Consider the following 19053-nt stretch of genomic DNA (forward strand, 5'->3'; position numbering starts at 1 on the left):
TTTCACATGGTCAATCTATGCTCAAAAACCTAGTAATCGCTGTATATCATTCAATTGACAAAGGTAAAGTAATTTTTGGCTTATCATAATATTAAATACCACATAAAATGCCAGGAATTTAATTTTTGTTTATTTATTTTTTTGTGAGAGGTCCCCGGTATCAGGTAGAAAACCCCAAAGATAAGAGACTAAAAGTGAAAGATTGCAGAACGGAAACCAGAGACTACAGGCTGACTCATCTGGGGATTATTTTTCAATTCTTAAAAAACAAACACTCAACATATTCATTATCATAACATTACAATTATTTCAAATATTATTTTAAGAGAATAAGTATGAGATTTAAAATAATATATTACATTTGCATAACTAGTTATATAATCAATTATACTATGAGCTTATTTGAAAAGACCGGAAAAATAGCATTAGGCAGCCGACTGCGCTTTATGGCATCCAACATGACGGAGGAAGCGGCAAAAATTTATGAACTGTATGATGTTGATTTCTCTCCTAAGTGGTTTCCCGTATTTTTTGTTTTATCGGAAGAGGGTCCCAGGACAATAACTGAGATTGCAGGTGAAATAGGACATTCTCAGCCTTCTGTAACGAAAATCATCAAGGAAATGGCCACAGCAGGATTGGTGCAAGATAACCTTACCTCTCAGGACAAGCGGAGAAATGTTGTTGGGCTTAGTGAAAAAGGTACTGAGCTTTCGTCAAAGATAAAAATTCAGTGTGCTGATATTGACCAGGCTATTGACGGAATCATCAGTGAGGCTACCCATAATTTATGGGAAGCACTGGCTGAATGGGAGTTTTTATTGGCCCAAAAGCCATTGTTAAAAAGAGTACAGGAACAAAAGAAAATCCGCGAAAGTAAAGAGGTAGAGATTGTAGATTATGAGCCCAAATACCAGACGGCTTTCCAAGCACTCAATGAGGAATGGATTTCCAACTACTTCAAAATGGAAGATGCCGATTACAGAGCATTAGACAATCCTGAGGAATATATTTTACATAAAGGCGGAAAAATAATGGTAGCCTTATACCATAATGAACCGCTGGGCGTTTGTGCCCTCATAAAAATGGATGATCCTGATTATGATTTTGAACTGGCAAAAATGGCCGTTTCACCAAAGGCACAGGGAAAAAATATGGGTTGGTTACTAGGATGTGCAATGATCAGTGCTGCCAGAGAATCCGGAGCGTCCAAACTCTATCTTGAAAGCAACACAATATTGAAACCCGCAATCAACCTGTATTATAAATTGGGATTCCAGAAAATAACAGGACGTCCTACTCCCTATCAGCGATGTAATATTCAAATGGAATTAAATTTAAAAGATCAATAATGTACGATAAAAAAGTAGCCATCGTCATTAAGGACGATTTATTAGCCTGGCAAAAACTTAATGTTGTTTCTTTCCTGGCAGGAAGTATTGCTATTCAATTTCCGGAGACCCATGGTCAGGACTTCATAACAGCCGATCAGGAAAAATTCCTGCCATTCATCAAGCACCCTACCCTTATCTATAAAGCAGACACTGCCGAAAAGCTGCAAAGAGCATTCCGCCGTTCCAGAGACCGTGAGCTAGCGATCGGAATCTACACCCGGCCGCTTTTTGATACCCACTCAGGAGAAGAAAATGTTGCAGAAATAGCAAAACATACCGCAGATACCCTGGATTTAGTTGGCATCATTGTGTACGGTGATCATAAAAAGGTAGATAAAGCCTTGGATGGCTTAAAGTTTCACGAATAAAATAAAACAGACTCTTTTATGACACTACTGCAACAAGGTTTCAGAATGAAAGTTAGAGCCCGCTAAGTCTAAAAAACTTAACTTAAATTTTATTAATTTTAAAACCTTTTCATCAAATTTCCAGGTAATGATCAGCATGCATATATTCATCATCATTCCCGGTATCCTTCTTTCAGCTTCCTACCTTCATGATCCCGAAATAAGGTCAATATTCCTTTTACTATATATTCTGATTTCATATCGTTATCATTAGTATTTTCTATTTTTCATCAGGAATCTTGATATGATAATTTCCTAACTTGTAACGTTTAAGAAAATAAAAATTATAGAATACGGAGATCATTTCGAATGAAGTAAAAAACGTTCCTCAACGGTGTAACGATTTTGCATTTCAACTGGTATCTCAAGTATTCGCAATCCAATATAGCTTCATCATCTTATGACAAATAAAGATTTTAATTCTCAGAGAGGTTTTACGTTCAGTAAACATATTCCGGAAGAATTATCACATTTTGACCGGGTTTTTGATATTTTCAAAGATTTGCTCACCCACACTTCCGGCGATATTGAAGAAGCCTTTGAATGGCTCGATATGCTTGATAAAGAATATGATATTTTTAGTGATGAATATTCACTTCAGGATTTTGAAGAAGATTTAAAAAAACGGGGATACATCAGGGAAGAAGATCCTGAGGAGGGCAATTCAGGGCAAGGCAAAGGGAAAAATATCCTGACTCCCAAACTGGAATCTGCATTACGGGAATATGCCCTCGACCAAATCTTTGGGAAACTCAAAAAAAACGGAACCGGAAATCACCGCACCACCAAAGCAGGAATCGGAGATGAACGTGACGGTGAAAACCGCTCTTTCCAGTACGGAGATGACCTGGCCACCTTGAATTTAACGGAAAGTCTAAAAAATGCCCAGATCAATAATGGAATCTCAGACCTGCGCTTAACGGAAGATGACCTCATTGTAGAGGAAACCAAACATAAAGCACAAATGAGTACGGTGCTGATGATCGACATCAGCCACTCCATGATTTTATATGGTGAAGACCGTATTACACCGGCCAAAAAAGTGGCTATGGCATTGGTAGAATTAATAAAGCGCAAATACCCTAAAGACTCTATAGATATTATTGTTTTTGGAAATGAAGCCTGGCCTATTAAGGTCAAAGATCTTCCCTATTTAAAGGTAGGTCCTTATCATACCAATACAGTTGCCGGACTGGAACTGGCTATGGATATTCTGCGGAGAAAAAGAAATACCAATAAACAGATTTTCATGATCACTGACGGAAAACCAAGCTGTATCCAGCTACCCAGCGGCGAGTTTTATATGAACAGCTATGGTCTGGATGAAAAGATTGTTTCCCAGTGTCTCAATAAAGCGGCACAAGCCCGAAAACTGAAAATTCCTATTACCACCTTTATGATTGCCCAGGATCCTTATCTCCGTCAATTTGTAGAAGCATTTACAGCTCAAAACAAAGGAAAAGCATTTCTTACAGGCCTGTCCGGTTTAGGACAAATGATTTTTGAAGATTACGAAAAAAACAGAATAAAGAGAATATAACCAGACGCCGGAATTAAATACCAGTCATCAAAATTCACTGATAAAGGCGTCACTATTTCTCATCAGATAATATAGTATTAGTAAACAAAATGAAAAACGATATCACATTTAAAGAATTAAAAAAATCAGGATATACTGATAAAACGATTAATGAAGAAATTCAGGGTAACCTCATTGCAAGAATTAAAGCTAAAGAACCTGTATTTGAAGGACTTTGGGGATATGAAGATACGGTAATTCCCCAGTTGAAAAAGGCAATTCTTGCCGGTCACCATATTAATCTGCTGGGACTTCGCGGACAGGCAAAAACAAGAATTGCCAGAAGTATGGTGAATCTGCTTGACGAATATATGCCCATAGTAAAAGGGTCTGAAATCAATGACAGCCCATACCACCCTATCTCAAAATTCGCCAGAGACCTTATTGCAGAATTAGGTGATGAAACTCCCATTTCGTGGGTACACCGTTCCAACCGTTTTTTCGAAAAACTGGCCACTCCCGATGTGAATGTTGCTGATTTAATTGGTGATATAGATCCTATCAAAGCAGCGACCCTAAAGCTGCCCTATTCTGATGAAAGGGTACTGCATTACGGAATGATTCCCCGTGCGAACCGTTCTATATTTGTGCTCAATGAGCTTCCTGATTTACAGGCAAGAATACAGGTTTCCTTGTTTAATATTTTACAGGAAGGAGATGTTCAGATCCGTGGATTTCAATTGAGAATGCCTCTTGATATTCAATTTGTCTTTACCGCGAATCCGGAAGACTATACCAATCGTGGCAGCATTGTTACCCCACTTAAAGACAGAATAGGATCACAAATTTTCACTCATTATCCTAAAACAATCGCACTGGCCAGACAGATCACAGAACAGGAAGCCATGATTTCGCCTGAAGATCAGTCGCAAATACAAATCAGCAGTTTGGCAAAAGATCTTTTGGAGGAAGTTGCTTTTGCAGCCCGTGACAGTGAATATGTAGATGCAAAAAGCGGAGTAAGTGCCCGTCTGACCATCAGCGCTATGGAAAATCTGGTAGCCGCAGCAAAATTACGCCTGATTGAATCAGAAGCCGAAAAGACTACGGTACGTTTGCTCGATTTTATGTCGATTATTCCATCCATCACAGGAAAAATTGAACTGGTATATGAAGGCGAACAGGAAGGAGCAGATTATGTAGCGAAAATATTAATCGACAAAGCTGTGATGAGACAGTTTGAAAGTATATTCCCACGCATCCCTAAACTGGAAAAAGAAGATATAAAAACACCTTACACTGATCTCATCAGATGGTTCAATAAAAACCATCTTGAACTCAATTACAACGATACGGATGAGGAGTTCTATGCTAAACTAGACAGTATAAAACCTTTAGTAGCACTTATTGAAGAAAATGCGTCAGAATTAAGTACGGAAGATCAAAATTTCTGTAAAGAATTAGTTTTATGGGCATTGACCATCAGCAGCAAAATCGATAAGTCTGAAAACAAGTCTGTTTTCACCTTTGATTCTGTGGGAATTGGACAGTTTTTGCGTAATTAAAGAAAATTGAGATAAAGAGTAAAAAAAGCAAAACCTTCAGAATTAGTCTGAAGGTTTTGCTTTACACTGCAGAAAATATGAGACAGCAATCAAACATCTATTTCAGTAGAGCAAACTTAATAGCATAAACATCTAATAATCCAAGCAAATAGCATTTATTTGAAAGGAGTTATTACTTAGTTTTCTTTTTTATTTTTGTTTATATTTCCTTTGTTCAAAGTTTAACACAAATAAACTTCAAATCATTAATAAATGTAGAATGGAAGAGAATTTTAAAATTTTATTAAATACCAATGCTGAGTATAGTACAGAACAAATTATCACTATTTCTATCAAACAAACGAAAAAATGGGATAAAGAAAAAATAATAGCAACGTATACATCATTATATAAACAATGGGGATATTTACCTGGTTCTAAGAATTTACGCGAGGCAAACTATGGAGGCTTAATTCGTGCAATACAAACACACTTCGGAGGTATAGTTGCGCTTAGAGATGAAATAGGTCTGATTAATCATAAAAAACCGGATTACTACTGGACACTAGAGAAAACTTTACAAGAATTCAGAACATTTCTTAGGGATCATCAAACAGAACTAAAAAATACTTCTGTGTATGGTCTCCTGACAGCTAAAAAAACACATAGTTTGCGTACAGCTATTGGAAAATGGGGAGGATTACGACAACTAAATAAAGAACATAAATTAGGGATTGTTTTGAAAGGCGAAAAATGGTCTCGTAAAAAGGTTTTATCAGAATTGTTACAATTACATGAAAAAGGAATTACAATAACACAAAACTATCTCAAGCAAAATAATCGAAATGATTTACTCGGAGCTATCAGCAAATATGGCACTATGAATGAGTTTAAAAGTGAGCTTGGGATAATTTTCAACCGAAACAACTATTGGACAGATGATAAAATTATAAGCGAGTTAGCACCGTTAACTAAAGCATTGGGAAGCATGCCCAGTACTGCCATACTTAATGCTATGGGAAAAAGTGATTTACACTGCGCAATGGCTAAAAGAGGTGGACATACAAGGTTTTGTAAATTATTAAATACAAAGATCTCTAAATCGTACTGTTCATGGGACGGCTATTTTCTTCAAAGTGCATATGAAAGTATATTTGACAATATACTTTTAAAGTACAATATTCCCCGTAAAGTACATGTGAAAATATCGGAGAATCACAATTATATTTGTGACTTTCTGATTGGGACTACTTATATTGAAATTACCGGATTCTCGAGAAAAGATCATCCATTATACTATAACAATTTAGAAAAAAAAATCAAGTTATATACTGATTTAAGGAAGGATTATCTGATCATTTCTAAAGAAAAATTTACTTGTAACATTGAGCAGATTGAGAAGAACATACTCAATGAGCTTAATCGAATATTACCTGTTAAACAATCTATAGACAATTACGTCAGAAGCATAGATATAAAACCGCTTGTATTTTGGGCAGATATTGAAAACATAAAAAAAGAATTACTTCCCCTTGTTGAAAAATATAAGAGAATGCCATTGGATATAGAATTAAGAAAAGAGAAAAAGACAAGTTTGATTGGAGGAATTTATAAATATCACGGAAATTATTACGAAGTTGGAAAGCGATTAAATGTACAGGTTTTAAGAAAGCCTAAAGGATACTTTACCTATGAAAAAGCATTGTCTACATATAAAAAATTATCAATAGAACAAGGGAAATACCTTACTCTAAAAGAGCTTTCTACAAAAAAACTATATGGAGTAATAAATATGATAAGCAAAAGTGGGGGTATATATGCAGCAAGACAAGCATGTGGTCTTAAATTTCCCAATGAGCAAATACCCTATAAAATTCATAATATTGATGAAGCTATAGCAGAATATACTAAACTATGTACTGAAAAAGGATATTTTGTACAAGGAAAAGAAGTACATACATTTAATCCTACTTTGGCAAATTATATTCAAAACCATATTGGTTATTACAAACTGCAACAATTAACCCAACTTTCTTTTTCTCCAAAAAAATTACCTAAAGATTACTATTCTCAAGAACAAATAATAGATCTTTATAAAAAAGAATGTGCAGAAAAAGGTTATTTTCTTACTAAAAGAGAAGCATTAACATTAATGTCGCATACCGCAATTAGTTATATTGTGAACAAAATCGGGTTAGAAAGATTGCGACAATTAACCGGTCTGAATCTGAAAATCAATAAAAACATACGTAAAACCTCTCCTGAAATCATAGATATTTCAGGAGAAAAATACAAACAATATTGTATTAAATATGGATACCTACTCACTATGAAACAACTAAGGGACTTAGGAGAACATAAATTAGCTGGTTTTATTATACGAAAAATTACCGTCCAGAAATTACATAAAATTGTTACAGCCGATATCTCATTAAAGTCTGTCATACCTTCTCTTAAAGAAAAGAAGAGAATAGAGAAAAAAATGAATGCCATTGAACATTACAAAGCTTTATATCTTCATTATAGGCACCATCTTTCCGATAAGGAATTATGCGAAATGGGTCTGGGATACCTTTCTGGCTTCATCTCGAGAAATGGAGGGTTTGCTGTATTTCGTAAAGAGTGTGACTCTGAGTATAAACTGAAATCTCTCAGGCATGGTTATAAAGCAAAAGATACTATTGCAGAATATAAAACAGTAAGCATTCAACAAAATGCCTTTCCTACTCACCGGGATTTAATTGCCTTAGGAAAACCAGAACTTAGCAGGGCAGTAATAACTTTTGGAGGATATAATAAAATTAGACAACTAACTGGATTAAATAAAGAAGTGAAAAAACTAACAAGACCAAAAGGATTTGATATGGAAGAAGCCTTAGATTTATTCAAGAATTTAAGTATTGAAAAAGGTCAGTTTTTCTCTAAAAATGATTTTATTTCTATAGGTGAACAGAAGCTAGCTTGGTTTATTCAAAGTAATGGTGGTTATCGTTGGTTTCAAAAAATAAGCGGGTTGAGTGTAGAAAAGATGCATAAACCTAATCAGAAGAGATCATTGGGATAAATTTTCATATATTAAAAATAACAATGCATTCAATTAACCGGCAGCCGGATCGGCAAGTTCTGTGGTAAGGCCTATAAATTTCAGAAGATTCTTATTGTCAAAAAGCAATGTTGTATAGTACTTCCCTTTTTTGAAAATCAGCTTTGCACCGCCCGAAAATGAGCTGTCATCTCCTAGCTTTTGGACCTTAGCACCATATTTACCGAATTTGGTTTTACTTTCCTCTAATGTTGTTTTATTCATGACAAGACCAAAAGGCAGGCCTTCCACAATAATAACTTTATCATCCGGAATATCAAAAAACATTTCGTTGATCACATCGTTTTTTCCAAGGCTACAATATAATTCCAATCCTGATTTGGTAAGCCATTTAGCATATTTTTCCTCATTGGCATCTCCATAGAAAACAGTTTCTGTATGCAATACTTTAGCAACTTTGTCTGTGGTTTGCGGGAAAATAAATTCAGCGTTTTTATCCAATAAAGAACTTAAGCCCTCAGCTTTCTGTGAAAATACAGTTAAGCTTACGAATTGAAAAAGTAGGGTTAAGATAAGGGTGAACGGTTTTATTTTCATAGGATTATTTTTTAATGGTGATCATTTGATTTTTAAAGATATAAAGTGATGCCTTACTTCAGGTTTCTTGATTTTAATTCTTCTTCTAATGCTTTTTTGTCTTTCCCCCATTTATTGGCAGCAAAAAGAGCAAAAAGCACAGGAAGAAACGTAAAAAGTCCCAAACCATATTTTACAGTGCTGTAGGTGGCAATACCAATCAGAAATCCCAGAATTACAGCATTGGTAATGTCGTTAGACTTTTTCTTTTTTACTTTCTCTAATAGTTCCTGATCGGTTAACTCCGTTATTTCTTTTTCCATGGCTTGATACAATCTTTTAGTTATTATTTTTTAGTTTTTCATTCTGAAATGTTTTATTCATTCATCAATTGATGAAAATAATCCACTTTCAGGCGTGTGCTAAAATACAAAAAAGTCAAAACAAACCATGTGACTATAAATACCCGGAAAATCTACTGTATCAATTTCAGAAATCAGATCATCTTATTCTTGAGTTCTTTATACTTTGAGCGGCCTACAGGCAGTACTTCGCCTGTTTTAAGCAGTACACTGTAGCGGGTACCTGTATTGACGAGCACCTTTTCAACCTGCGAAAAATTAACTAAATAGGATTTATGGATCCGTTCAAACTGATCAGGAAGAAGCTGGTGTAATAATTCAAGAGACTTGTCGTGGAGCACACTCCGTCCATTGGTAAGGTGAAGCTCGGTATAGATTCCGGCTCCCTTAATGTAAATAAGTTCTGTAATATTGATGAGACGAACCTGTCCGGCTTTTTTTACAGCAAGATATTTAATGTCTTCTTCCACTTTTAAAGCAGGGCTTACAAACCGTGTCAAGGCTTTAAAAAGCCGCTCCTGATCGAAAGGTTTTGGAACAAAATCAAGCACCCCATAGGCAAAAGCAGTAATAGCCTTATCGGTATTAGCCGAAACAATAATCGTATGAAAAGAGGCCGCTACCATCTGTTCCAATATTTCAAATCCATTATCTCCATTGAGATTAAGGTCCAGAAGCAACAGATCAGGAAGCTGATTTCTAATTTGATCAAGTCCTTTCTGTAAAGAGTCACAAATACTAATTGTAACGGGTTTACTTGCAAAGAATTCGATGGTCATTCGTTCCAGGCGGCGGGCAATCCTTGCCTCATCCTCTATAATCAGTATATTCATTGTCGTAAAATATGAATGGTAGATATCCAGCCGTTTTCAGTAGCAACTGAATCGAAGGTCCAGTTTTGGCCATAGCTTTCAGTCAGCCGTGCTCTAATATATTTAAAGCCATTTCCTCCAGTCCTCTTCGTCATCACTTTCCGGTTTTCTGCCAGTGTTTCAAAAGTATACTCATGGGTTTTCTCTTTCAAAAAATAAGAGAGCACAAATTTCACAGTATTTCCCGGTAAAGGTTCACTATGAGTTATACCATTTTCCAGTAAAGTATGAATAATAGCCGGCGGTATGAGCTGCTCTTCATCTATTCCCACCTCTTCCCAAATGTAATTGATTTCTTTACGAAACCCCATAATCGATATATGCTGCCGGCAAAGCTCCAGTTCTTTGGTAATAGGAATTAGAGTTTGCTCGGAAATTTCATTCATAATGTCAAATTCTGTAGCCAGTGCCTGTATGAACCGTGAGCCTTCCTTAGGAGATTCTTCTACCCAATCCATCATGGAGGTCAGCGTATTTCTTAAAAAATGAGGCTGAATATTCTTTTTAAGCAATTCTAACTGTAATCTTGAAGAAAGCAATACTGCATTCTGATGTTCTGTTTCAATGACACTTGCCCTAATGGAATGAAGGTAAAGCATACTCAATACAATGACGGTAAAACTGATAAACAGGCCAAAGTCATAAACCACCAATTTATTAACCAAAGCACTGATTACAAGTGCTGCTAGCGCTATAAAACCTCCTTTTTCTTTTTGAATAATACCATTCAAAACTACAATGAAAGCTGCAATCAGCATGGCCAAACTATAAAGACGTGCGGTAAGATCATAAGCTCCATAATGTACAATGTAAAGCAATACTAATGTAATAAGTAAGGCCCCCATCAACCATTTTCCCTGTTTACAATTAAACTGAATAATAAAATATAAAGGCACCAGCAGGGCATTGGCAAAGGTAAGCCATCCGATGATTTCAAGGCGTACAAAAAAATCAGTATACGGGATTACAACATGGAATTTCAGGTATTCCATGATCAGTAAAACAAAAAAAAGAAAACATATAGAAGCAAAGATCAGGGTATCCCATGGCCTGCGCCTGCTGTTCAGGTAAAGAAAAAAATAATAGACGGCCGCAATCAGAAAAGCTCCTGCCATCAGATTCATATAAGACATTGTCACCAAAGGTTTTGTTAATAATGCCGTATAGCTATCCATCTTAAAATCTACAGAACGTTGTACCTCAGGAAAAAATGATTGCGAACTGCGCAAGGCAACGGTATGGAAACCCGGTGAAATCAAATGGTCCGGAACCCTGTAATAACTGCTCTCAGTCCCCGGCATTTCTGGCTTTCCATGTTGGGGAAGCTGTCCGTTGTGTCCAATCAGTACTCCATCCCAATATACCTCAAAAGCACCAAAAGACTGAATCTGAAGGCCAAGAGGTTTCAGCTCATTTTCCACCGGACGTAGCTCAAAATGGGTTCTCGACCAAAATATCCTGTCCAGGGTATTTCCCCTGGTCTGAGACCAGCCTTTATCATCATAATCTTTTGCTGCCCATGCTTTGTTATCACCTGTTTTATAGACAGGTATCGGTTCTTCAGTACGGATCACAGGTCTGGTCAGTGCACTGAGCAATGTCAACAAAAATAACAGGTTATGCATGATGTAAATATACAAGGTAATTTTCAAAGCCTGATGGCTGTTTAGAAGCTTATAGAGTCGTTGAAATGTTTTCACAGATAACCGGTTTATCCGTGATCTAAATTTACATCATGAAACTATTAGCAACACCTTTTCTTATCTTTATAACTGTGTCTTACTGCTTTGCACAGACAGGTCAGATAACCGGTATCATCCATGAAAAACAAGGTACCTCCATACCGCATGTAACCGTCACGGTAAGAAGTAACACAGAAAGTCCTGTTGCCGCCGGAATTTCGGATACCAAGGGTGCTTTCCGACTGGAAAACATCCCTGCAGGGAATTACACAATCAGCTACAATCTGATCGGATTTCAGGCGATCAGTAAACCTTTACAGGTACACCCCAATGAAGTAATCAACCTTGGAACCATCGTTTTAGAACCCGATACCAAGTTATTACAGGAGGTAAATGTAACGGCTCAGCGATCATCAGTCAGTTTAAAACTTGATAAAAAGGTTTTCGAGGTGGGTAAAGATGTCGTCTCCCAATCCGGGGCGGTGACCGACTTACTCAATATTGTACCTTCAGTAAGTGTCAGTCCCGGAGGAACAATCAGCCTGCGTGGAAATAGCAGTGTATTGGTACTCGTGGACGGGCGTCGTACGGGATTAACCCAAAATAATGCCCTGGAACAGCTTCCTGCCGATCAGGTAGAGCGTATAGAAGTCATCACCAATCCTTCTTCCCGATTCGATGCAGCGGGTTCCGCAGGGATCATCAATATCATTCTTAAAAAAAATAAGAAGGCCGGATTCAGTGGCCAATTGCGTCTGGTGGGTGGTATTCCTAATGAAACCCGTATAAGTCCCAGTTTAAGTTATAAATCCAATAGAATTAATTTATTTGCAACTTACGGAATACGGTTATCAGATTATGTTGGTTTATATACCATGCAGCAATCTAACAGACTTTCCGGGACCCCGGTATACCTGAATCAACGTCAGGATGAAGACCGGCATGATGATGCAAGACTACTCTATTTTGGTGCAGACTTTCAAATCAATGATCATAACACGATCACTGCTGCTTTCATGCGGAATTCAACCAATGATCATGACAAGACCCGGCTAAGTTATTTATATTCCGGAAAAAACAGCGTTCCTGACAGCAGCCTCAGCCGAAGTGGTGAATCATGGGAAAAACGAAGTTATAACCAGCTCGAATTTAATTATACTAAAACTTTTGAGAAAGCAGGTAAAAAGTTGACGGTAGATATGCAATATGATTTCTGGGACAGCGATAAAGACTGGAATTTATCCACCAGCAAAATTTTACCCGTTACCACTACATTCCCTATGATCAGGACAAGTTCTTTCGGAAAAAGTAAGGACCTGATGATTAAGACCGATATGGTACAGCCTTTAGATAGCACTTCTACCCTGGAATTTGGTTTAAAAATGGAAGACCGCAGGGTAAACTCTGATTTTATTGCAGAGCAACAGAATACTGCAAGCTGGGAAATTATTGATGGGATCGACAATCATCTCTTGTATAAAGAACTGATAGGAAGTGCCTATATACAGTTTTCCGGTAAAACAGGCGCTTTTGGTTATCAGGCAGGCCTTCGTGGTGAGCTCACTCATATCGGTATTGATGACCGTGCAGGCAATTACACGAATCAAAAGAATTACAATCGTCTGTTTCCAACATTAAATATCAGCTATCGTTTCAATGCTGCCGCCAACCTGCAAGCCAGCTACAGTAAACGTATCAACAGACCCAGACTGGGAATGCTTTATCCGTTTAATGAGCTTACTGATTTGAGCACCCGTTATGTTGGCAATCCGGATCTTAACCCATCTTACGCCAATGTATTTGAACTGGCTTTCCTCAAAAACTGGAAAACATTTACTGTTAACCCATCTATTTATCACCAACGAAATAACGGCGTAATAGAGGATTATACTTTCCGGGATGCTCACGGTTTATTGATCACCATGCCAGTGAATATTAATAAAGAAACACGTACCGGTTTTGAGCTCTCTCTACTCTACACCCCTTTCAAATGGCTACAGGCAAATGCTGAGCTGAATGTGTATCACTATAAGGAGCAAGGCAGTTATCAAAATCAAAACTTTGATTATTCCGGTAATACACTTACAGCCCGCCTGAGTTCCCAACTAAAATTTAAAAATAAGCTTTCTTTTCAGGCAGTCTATAACTTCAGAGGAGCTAATGCTACAGCACAAACCCGTACAGACGCACTGCACAGTATTGACCTGGGGCTCAGCAAGACTTTTTGGAAAGATAAAGCAACACTTACGCTGGATGTAAGTAATTTGTTTGAACTCCGAAAGTTTAACACCAGAACTATTGGATCGGACTATGAAATTAATCAAACCAGCATTCCCAATGCGGCCCGTTATCGTCTGACATTAGTTTATCGTTTTAATCAAAAGGATAATCAGACGGTGCGACAAGCTAAAAGTGGCAACAGAGATTAGCCTATATGAACATAAAAAGGACCCCCTTAGAAAAGAGGTCCTTTTTCATTCGTCTTATATTCCCAAGTTTTTTCTCCGTTATTTTAGAATACCCGGATTGAGTGGTCTTTGAGTATTTTATACAAATCCAGTGATTTTATTCTCAGATAATATTTTGATGACTTAAATAAGTTGGTCTGATGGTTTATATCTGTTGGTTTCTTCAAACCAGTTCAGATAGCCGCTGATCCATAAGCCCTGCCCTTCCAGAAATTTCTTCACCACCGGCGTATAGATACCAAAATCGGGAATATCATTATACAGATCCATAAAGCACTCCACACGGGAGTTATACATCTGAACAGCTTCATCAAAAGCATCTTCAATTGAACATTTCCGTTCATTCTGGATAACCAATACAAGGTTCATCGCTTCATCATCCCGCATTTCTTTTTCCAATGAAATCAGATCATTACTCCAGGCAAATAAATCTCCTGCCAGGATGCGGGCTTGCTGGATAAAAGGATGCACTACAATATAATCAGGTAAAATACCTGTTACCAACTCTATCTTATCATTTACAGTAGCCATAGCCACATTTTTTCTACGAATGGGTATATATTCATTAATGGTGGGATAGTTAATGTTCTTACGGTAGCTTATCGATGAATCTATTTCTATCCCTTCAAGATATTGAGAGATATCGTATACATATCTTTTCATCCAATCTTCTGTTGCAATATTTTCAAATTCCCTCATAAAGATAGAAAACTGATGAATAATAGGATTTTCTTCCGGTTCTGGAATTGTACCCCGCGCTATTTCCATCATACGATAAGTTACCTTTGGCAATTCATCCCCCTGAAGTGGAGCATAATAATCATCCTGGGCAATCCCCCACAACAAAGCTCTGGTGATGGAAGTCAATACGGGGAGAGAAGCATCCGGCCAGCAATGGGCAGCCCAGGAAGCACCATTGAGCCTCATCATCATTTTGACAAAGGATGGGGATAAAGAACTATATTCTTCCCTGATCCATCTTTCGCTCTCTTCCTTAAGGAACTCTGCATGTGGACTTATACGTTGCGGAAACGGGTTCAGTAACAAAACTTTAAGGTCTTTTGTGATTGTTTTATTCATTAATTTGAATGTTTACATGATTTGAATTCAGTTTTATTTTAATTTCCCACGTAATTTAACTATTATTAATCATAATATTTTTTATTTAAATTATTTAATCCAAAATAAAATAATTTAAACAAATATTTAAAACATAACAATTTATTATAACTACATTTAACAAATACCAGTTCTCATTTAAAAAATTTATTCTCCGTGAACGCTCATATTAAAACCAATGTCCCTCTTACTTCTGCTTTAGTGCTACAACAATCAAATTCAGTATACACTTCTGATCTGGAGAAAAGATATCTTGAATATATTGACTTCGGCTCTATAGCGGCTGCCAATCAACAGATGACTTCCGTTTCTGCCACTATTAGCGATGTAATCTGCTTAAGGAAAAGATATATCAGAAAAGCACTTTCAGAACTACTCCTTTCCCATCCTCAACAACAGGTATGCATTCTTGGAGCCGGCCTGGATCCATTATCAATTTTTCTGTTGGAGCACTGTGCAGATAGGATCAGCCATATTTTCGAAGTAGACGGAAGCGATACTATTCACACTAAAGCAACAATTTATTCAGATTTGATTTCTGATACCGATCTTCCTCATTGTATTCAATGTAATTTAACGGATACCAAACTACTTATGGAGACATTGCAGCTACAGGGATATCAACCTGAAAAGCCTTCCGTTATTATTTTTGAAGGAGTTGTTCACTATATCCATAATCATCAATTTATTACACTGATGCAAAGGTTTAGATCTGGAGATAAGCACAATAGGGTAATCATGGATTATTGCCTTGAACTTACAGATGTACCTGAGTATGCGCAACCTCTTCACAATACTATTATAGACATGTTTGAAAAGTTTATAGATGACCGTGTAAACCTGTATTCCAGAAAAGGAATAATGGCAGTCATCAATGATTTAAATGTCAGTAGCATCCAAATGGACAGCGTAAAAAATGTCGAATTTCAGCTGAATGGAAATAATAAACTGTTTCATCAGCAGGGTGAAGGACTGCTGGAAATGCTCACTTTTTCTATCTGACCCGGTTATTCCAAACATACACATCAGACGATATTCATACTGAGTCTTGAATTACAATAAAAAAAGACCTCTTTCGTAAGGAGGTCTTATTGGTTTTATATTCATGGGTTTCTTTTCCTATTCTTTAAAAATACCCGGATTGAGCAGTCTATGAGCATTTTATAAAATCCATTAATTATTTTTCAGTTTCTTTTTCTATTTTCAGAAGCATTGCTTTTGCGTTTGGATTTGTTGGTTCCAGTTCTAATACTTTTTGATAATCCTTTTTTGATAGCTGATAATCTTTTTTATTAAAATAAGCTTCACCTCGGCTGTCATAAACATTTGCTGATGTTGGAAATTCATTGATATTCAAAGTAAAAATTTTGATGGCAGAATCTATTTCATTATTATTCAAATATTCATATCCCAGCATATTGAGTTCGCTTTCGTTCGAGAAATTGTAATCGTTAGGTTGAGTTTTCTTTAGTTTTTTGTAAAGTTCAAGACCTTTGTCTACACTTTTGGACAGCTCTTTTCTTATCGTTGCAGAAATTGACTCTTTACTCGATTGTAAAGGGTAATTTTTAAATTGATTCAAGCCTGCAATGCTTGCCACAATTTCTTCTACTATCTTATTGTTGTTACCATTGGTCATCACAACCACTCCATTTCCATCTTCAACGCTTCCCAAATAGAAACAAATAAACCCATCAGTTCCTCCGCTGTGATTAAAATATTTCACGCCATTAAAATCATCTGAAAATGTTCCAAAATCTTTCTCCAGTCTTTTTTGTGACATTTCTTTAGACAAAATTTTATTTGATTTTCCTACTAATGACAGTTGGGTTTCAATAATATATTTTGCTAAATCTGTTGGATTTGTCCATAAACCGGCCGCCGCTTTTTCGGGGTAAATATGATACTTCCCTCTCACCTCTTTATCATAATTATAGCCTGTTGCCAACAAATTTTCTTTGTTTTTTGCAGGGGGCTGGCTGAAAGAACTGTTATCCATCCCCAATGGAGTCAAAACATTTTTCAGCATATAATCTTCGTATTTTTCGCCGGTTGTATTTTCGAGAATTAATTGACTAATCGTCGTTCCCCCACCAGAATACTGAAACCTCACCCCTGGTTCAAATACAGACCTGACAGCACCGGAATTGGAAGGTTTCAATCCGTCAAGCGTTTGAATTGTCGTAGGTAAAGGGCTTCCTTTTTCATAACCTCCGAAACCATGAACCGACAACCCTGCATTATGATTCAATAAATTAGCGATAGTAATTTTCCTGCCTTTTGAAACATTATCATAAGGAAATTTCCATGTTTTAAGGTAATTATTAATATCATCATCCAAACCTAATTTTCCTTCCTGAACTAATTTTAAAATACCTAAGCTATTAATAGTCTTACTAATAGATCCTGCCTGAAACAGCGTTTGGGGAGTTGCTACTCTTTTCTCAGAAGCATCTGCAAAACCGTATGCTTTCGACCATTCTATTTTGTAATCTTTAATCACCGCAATACTTACTGCGTTGACATTATAAAAAGACATTCTATCTTTTAAAGAAGTCTTCTTTTTTGATTTATCCCAATGGTAGAAGTCGTTTTCAAATAGTTTTATCTTGTCATTTACATTTTGTGCAAAAATGTTGAGTGATAAAAACAATATAATGATTGCATGTATTTTTCTCATATGTCAATAATTGAATGGTATGGTTATCCTATTTTTTCTCTGTTATTATCATAACAACTCATAAAACGTTTCTGTTACATTTTAATGATGATACTTCTATTCTCTATTGTGCCATTTTTTTCCAATTTTTAAAAAGTACTATGATCACCTTTTTGTTTTGGCCACAATCCTTTTATAGCAAAAAAAGTTGCAAACCACTTGATTTGCAACTTTTTCCGGAGAGATGGACAGCCCAGTCCTTCTTTTAATATTTTCATATATAATTAAAAATAGCCCAATAAGACATATCTCGTTTTTGCTATTATTAATTTTTGTTTTTTGCCATTAATTTCGTCCATTTACTTTGGAATAAATTACCGTATCGATAAATTCCCCGTTATAGAATTCACTTTCTTTAAAATGTCTTTCTTTCATAAAATCACATTTCTCCAATACTTTGGCAGAACCTAAATTGGCAGGATCAATCAACGCTTCTATCGAGTGTAATCCCATTGTAGCAAAACCATAATTAACCACTTCAGCAATGGCCTCAGTAACATAACCTTTTCCCTGAAAATCCGGAAGCAGCATATAACCGATTTCTGCCCGGTAATGCTCAGATTTAATATGATAATAACCGATAGTCCCAATCATTTTAGCGTCACCTTTCAGGGTAATTGCCCAATTAATGATTTCATTACTGCTAATTTTTTCATCAATTGCTTTGAGGTGTTCCGATGCTTCTTCGATTGATGTGGCTACTGGTTTGGGAATATATTCCATTACTTTGGGATCAGAGCGTAATGCAAATAATTCATTGATGTCATTTACATCAGCACGTCTGAGTTTCAGTCTTTCCGTTTCCAGTTCAGGAAACTCTGAGAAATTTATCGTAAGCATTATTAGTTTTATATTTCTGTAAAGGTATAGTTTTTTGCCATCAATTTTCTGTGAAAAAATATTGACTTATAAAAGTAGAAAAAGGATTAAGCTGATTATTTTCACTTTTTTATAATTCTGATTTTCTGCATAATAAGACAGCATAATCAACTACCATTTGAACAACTCCAAAGATTACGAAAGTCTTAAATCATTATCTTTGTTATATAAGACCTATAGAGAAAATTTGAGAAAGAAAACTTTAATAAAAAACAAAACCCACTGATAATCAGTAGGTTTATATTTAATACTCTGCGGAGAGTGAGGGATTCGAACCTATGATTTACAATCCTTATTCAATCTATATTTTCCATCTTTTAAAATAACAACTGCCATGATTCTGCCACAGTTTTCAGTTAGATATCAAATAAGAATCTAAAGCTTAACTTTTTAGTAATTTAATTTTTTCAAAAATAAAACTTTTTCATAACAATTCAAAATCCATATAAGAAACCTCAACCATACAGTT

14 protein-coding genes are annotated in these 19053 nt (G+C 36.2%); 7 read left to right on the forward strand and 7 right to left on the reverse strand.

Annotated features, from left to right (window positions below; all coding sequences use genetic code 11):
* Positions 1 to 392 precede the first annotated feature (392 nt).
* From DRF57_RS13370 to DRF57_RS13390, 5 genes are all read left to right on the forward strand, one after another.
* On the forward strand, positions 393 to 1352 hold the full coding sequence (locus tag DRF57_RS13370; RefSeq protein WP_115918988.1) for a bifunctional helix-turn-helix transcriptional regulator/GNAT family N-acetyltransferase: 960 nt from the start codon (positions 393 to 395) through the stop codon (positions 1350 to 1352).
* A complete protein-coding gene (locus tag DRF57_RS13375) occupies positions 1352 to 1762 on the forward strand; it encodes a DUF2000 domain-containing protein (protein WP_115918990.1) in 411 nt (136 codons plus the stop codon). The genes DRF57_RS13370 and DRF57_RS13375 overlap by 1 nt, the downstream gene beginning before the upstream one ends.
* A gap of 439 nt (positions 1763 to 2201) precedes the next feature.
* Positions 2202 to 3341 carry a vWA domain-containing protein gene (locus DRF57_RS13380; RefSeq protein WP_115918992.1) on the forward strand — a complete coding sequence of 380 codons (1140 nt, stop codon included), beginning with the start codon at positions 2202 to 2204 and terminating at the stop codon, positions 3339 to 3341.
* An 89-nt stretch (positions 3342 to 3430) separates the two neighbouring features.
* Complete coding sequence (locus DRF57_RS13385; RefSeq protein ID WP_115918993.1) at positions 3431 to 4885, forward strand: sigma 54-interacting transcriptional regulator; 1455 nt, start codon at positions 3431 to 3433, stop codon at positions 4883 to 4885.
* 259 nt (positions 4886 to 5144) lie between these two features.
* Entirely contained in the window at positions 5145 to 7928 is a 2784-nt protein-coding gene (locus tag DRF57_RS13390; RefSeq protein ID WP_115918994.1) for a hypothetical protein, read from the forward strand.
* A 33-nt stretch (positions 7929 to 7961) separates the two neighbouring features.
* On the opposite strand, the gene DRF57_RS13395 is transcribed toward DRF57_RS13390, so the two are convergent.
* From DRF57_RS13395 to DRF57_RS13410, 4 genes are all read right to left on the reverse strand, one after another.
* Complete coding sequence (locus tag DRF57_RS13395; protein WP_115918996.1) at positions 7962 to 8504, reverse strand: hypothetical protein; 543 nt, start codon at positions 8502 to 8504, stop codon at positions 7962 to 7964.
* A 53-nt stretch (positions 8505 to 8557) separates the two neighbouring features.
* Positions 8558 to 8806 carry a hypothetical protein gene (locus tag DRF57_RS13400; RefSeq protein ID WP_084084810.1) on the reverse strand — a complete coding sequence of 83 codons (249 nt, stop codon included), beginning with the start codon at positions 8804 to 8806 and terminating at the stop codon, positions 8558 to 8560.
* 173 nt (positions 8807 to 8979) lie between these two features.
* Positions 8980 to 9678 (reverse strand): LytR/AlgR family response regulator transcription factor, encoded by a 699-nt coding sequence (locus DRF57_RS13405; RefSeq protein WP_115918998.1) that lies wholly within the window; start codon positions 9676 to 9678, stop codon positions 8980 to 8982.
* On the reverse strand, positions 9675 to 11417 hold the full coding sequence (locus DRF57_RS13410) for a histidine kinase (protein ID WP_228450255.1): 1743 nt from the start codon (positions 11415 to 11417) through the stop codon (positions 9675 to 9677). Before DRF57_RS13410 ends, DRF57_RS13405 begins: the two co-directional genes overlap by 4 nt.
* A gap of 35 nt (positions 11418 to 11452) precedes the next feature.
* Between DRF57_RS13410 and DRF57_RS13415 the strand changes: the two genes are divergently transcribed.
* A complete protein-coding gene (locus DRF57_RS13415) occupies positions 11453 to 13828 on the forward strand; it encodes an outer membrane beta-barrel family protein (protein WP_115919002.1) in 2376 nt (791 codons plus the stop codon).
* Between the two features lie 162 nt (positions 13829 to 13990).
* Here the strand turns inward: DRF57_RS13415 and DRF57_RS13420 are convergent, their stop codons facing one another.
* Entirely contained in the window at positions 13991 to 14947 is a 957-nt protein-coding gene (locus tag DRF57_RS13420) for a terpene synthase family protein (RefSeq protein ID WP_115919004.1), read from the reverse strand.
* Positions 14948 to 15142: 195 nt separating this feature from the next.
* Between DRF57_RS13420 and DRF57_RS13425 the strand changes: the two genes are divergently transcribed.
* Positions 15143 to 15988: a class I SAM-dependent methyltransferase gene (locus tag DRF57_RS13425; protein ID WP_115919006.1), complete on the forward strand. Its 846-nt coding sequence runs from the start codon at positions 15143 to 15145 to the stop codon at positions 15986 to 15988.
* A 175-nt stretch (positions 15989 to 16163) separates the two neighbouring features.
* On the opposite strand, the gene DRF57_RS13430 is transcribed toward DRF57_RS13425, so the two are convergent.
* Entirely contained in the window at positions 16164 to 17666 is a 1503-nt protein-coding gene (locus DRF57_RS13430) for a serine hydrolase domain-containing protein (protein ID WP_115919008.1), read from the reverse strand.
* 324 nt (positions 17667 to 17990) lie between these two features.
* Complete coding sequence (locus tag DRF57_RS13435) at positions 17991 to 18545, reverse strand: GNAT family N-acetyltransferase (RefSeq protein WP_115919010.1); 555 nt, start codon at positions 18543 to 18545, stop codon at positions 17991 to 17993.
* Positions 18546 to 19053: the final 508 nt, after the last annotated feature.

It is taken from the genome of Chryseobacterium rhizosphaerae (genome assembly GCF_003385455.1).
Classification (GTDB): domain Bacteria; phylum Bacteroidota; class Bacteroidia; order Flavobacteriales; family Weeksellaceae; genus Chryseobacterium; species Chryseobacterium rhizosphaerae.

Bases quoted from the DNA above. Each gene is read 5' to 3' on its own strand.
- DRF57_RS13370 (WP_115918988.1), top strand. From the start codon at position 393: ATGAGCTTATTTGAAAAGACCGGAAAAATAGCATTAGGCAGCCGACTG.
- DRF57_RS13375 (WP_115918990.1), top strand. From the start codon at position 1,352: ATGTACGATAAAAAAGTAGCCATCGTCATTAAGGACGATTTATTAGCC.
- DRF57_RS13380 (WP_115918992.1), top strand. From the start codon at position 2,202: ATGACAAATAAAGATTTTAATTCTCAGAGAGGTTTTACGTTCAGTAAA.
- DRF57_RS13385 (WP_115918993.1), top strand. From the start codon at position 3,431: ATGAAAAACGATATCACATTTAAAGAATTAAAAAAATCAGGATATACT.
- DRF57_RS13390 (WP_115918994.1), top strand. From the start codon at position 5,145: ATGGAAGAGAATTTTAAAATTTTATTAAATACCAATGCTGAGTATAGT.
- DRF57_RS13395 (WP_115918996.1), bottom strand. From the start codon at position 8,504: ATGAAAATAAAACCGTTCACCCTTATCTTAACCCTACTTTTTCAATTC.
- DRF57_RS13400 (WP_084084810.1), bottom strand. From the start codon at position 8,806: ATGGAAAAAGAAATAACGGAGTTAACCGATCAGGAACTATTAGAGAAA.
- DRF57_RS13405 (WP_115918998.1), bottom strand. From the start codon at position 9,678: ATGAATATACTGATTATAGAGGATGAGGCAAGGATTGCCCGCCGCCTG.
- DRF57_RS13415 (WP_115919002.1), top strand. From the start codon at position 11,453: ATGAAACTATTAGCAACACCTTTTCTTATCTTTATAACTGTGTCTTAC.
- DRF57_RS13420 (WP_115919004.1), bottom strand. From the start codon at position 14,947: ATGAATAAAACAATCACAAAAGACCTTAAAGTTTTGTTACTGAACCCG.
- DRF57_RS13430 (WP_115919008.1), bottom strand. From the start codon at position 17,666: ATGAGAAAAATACATGCAATCATTATATTGTTTTTATCACTCAACATT.
- DRF57_RS13435 (WP_115919010.1), bottom strand. From the start codon at position 18,545: ATGCTTACGATAAATTTCTCAGAGTTTCCTGAACTGGAAACGGAAAGA.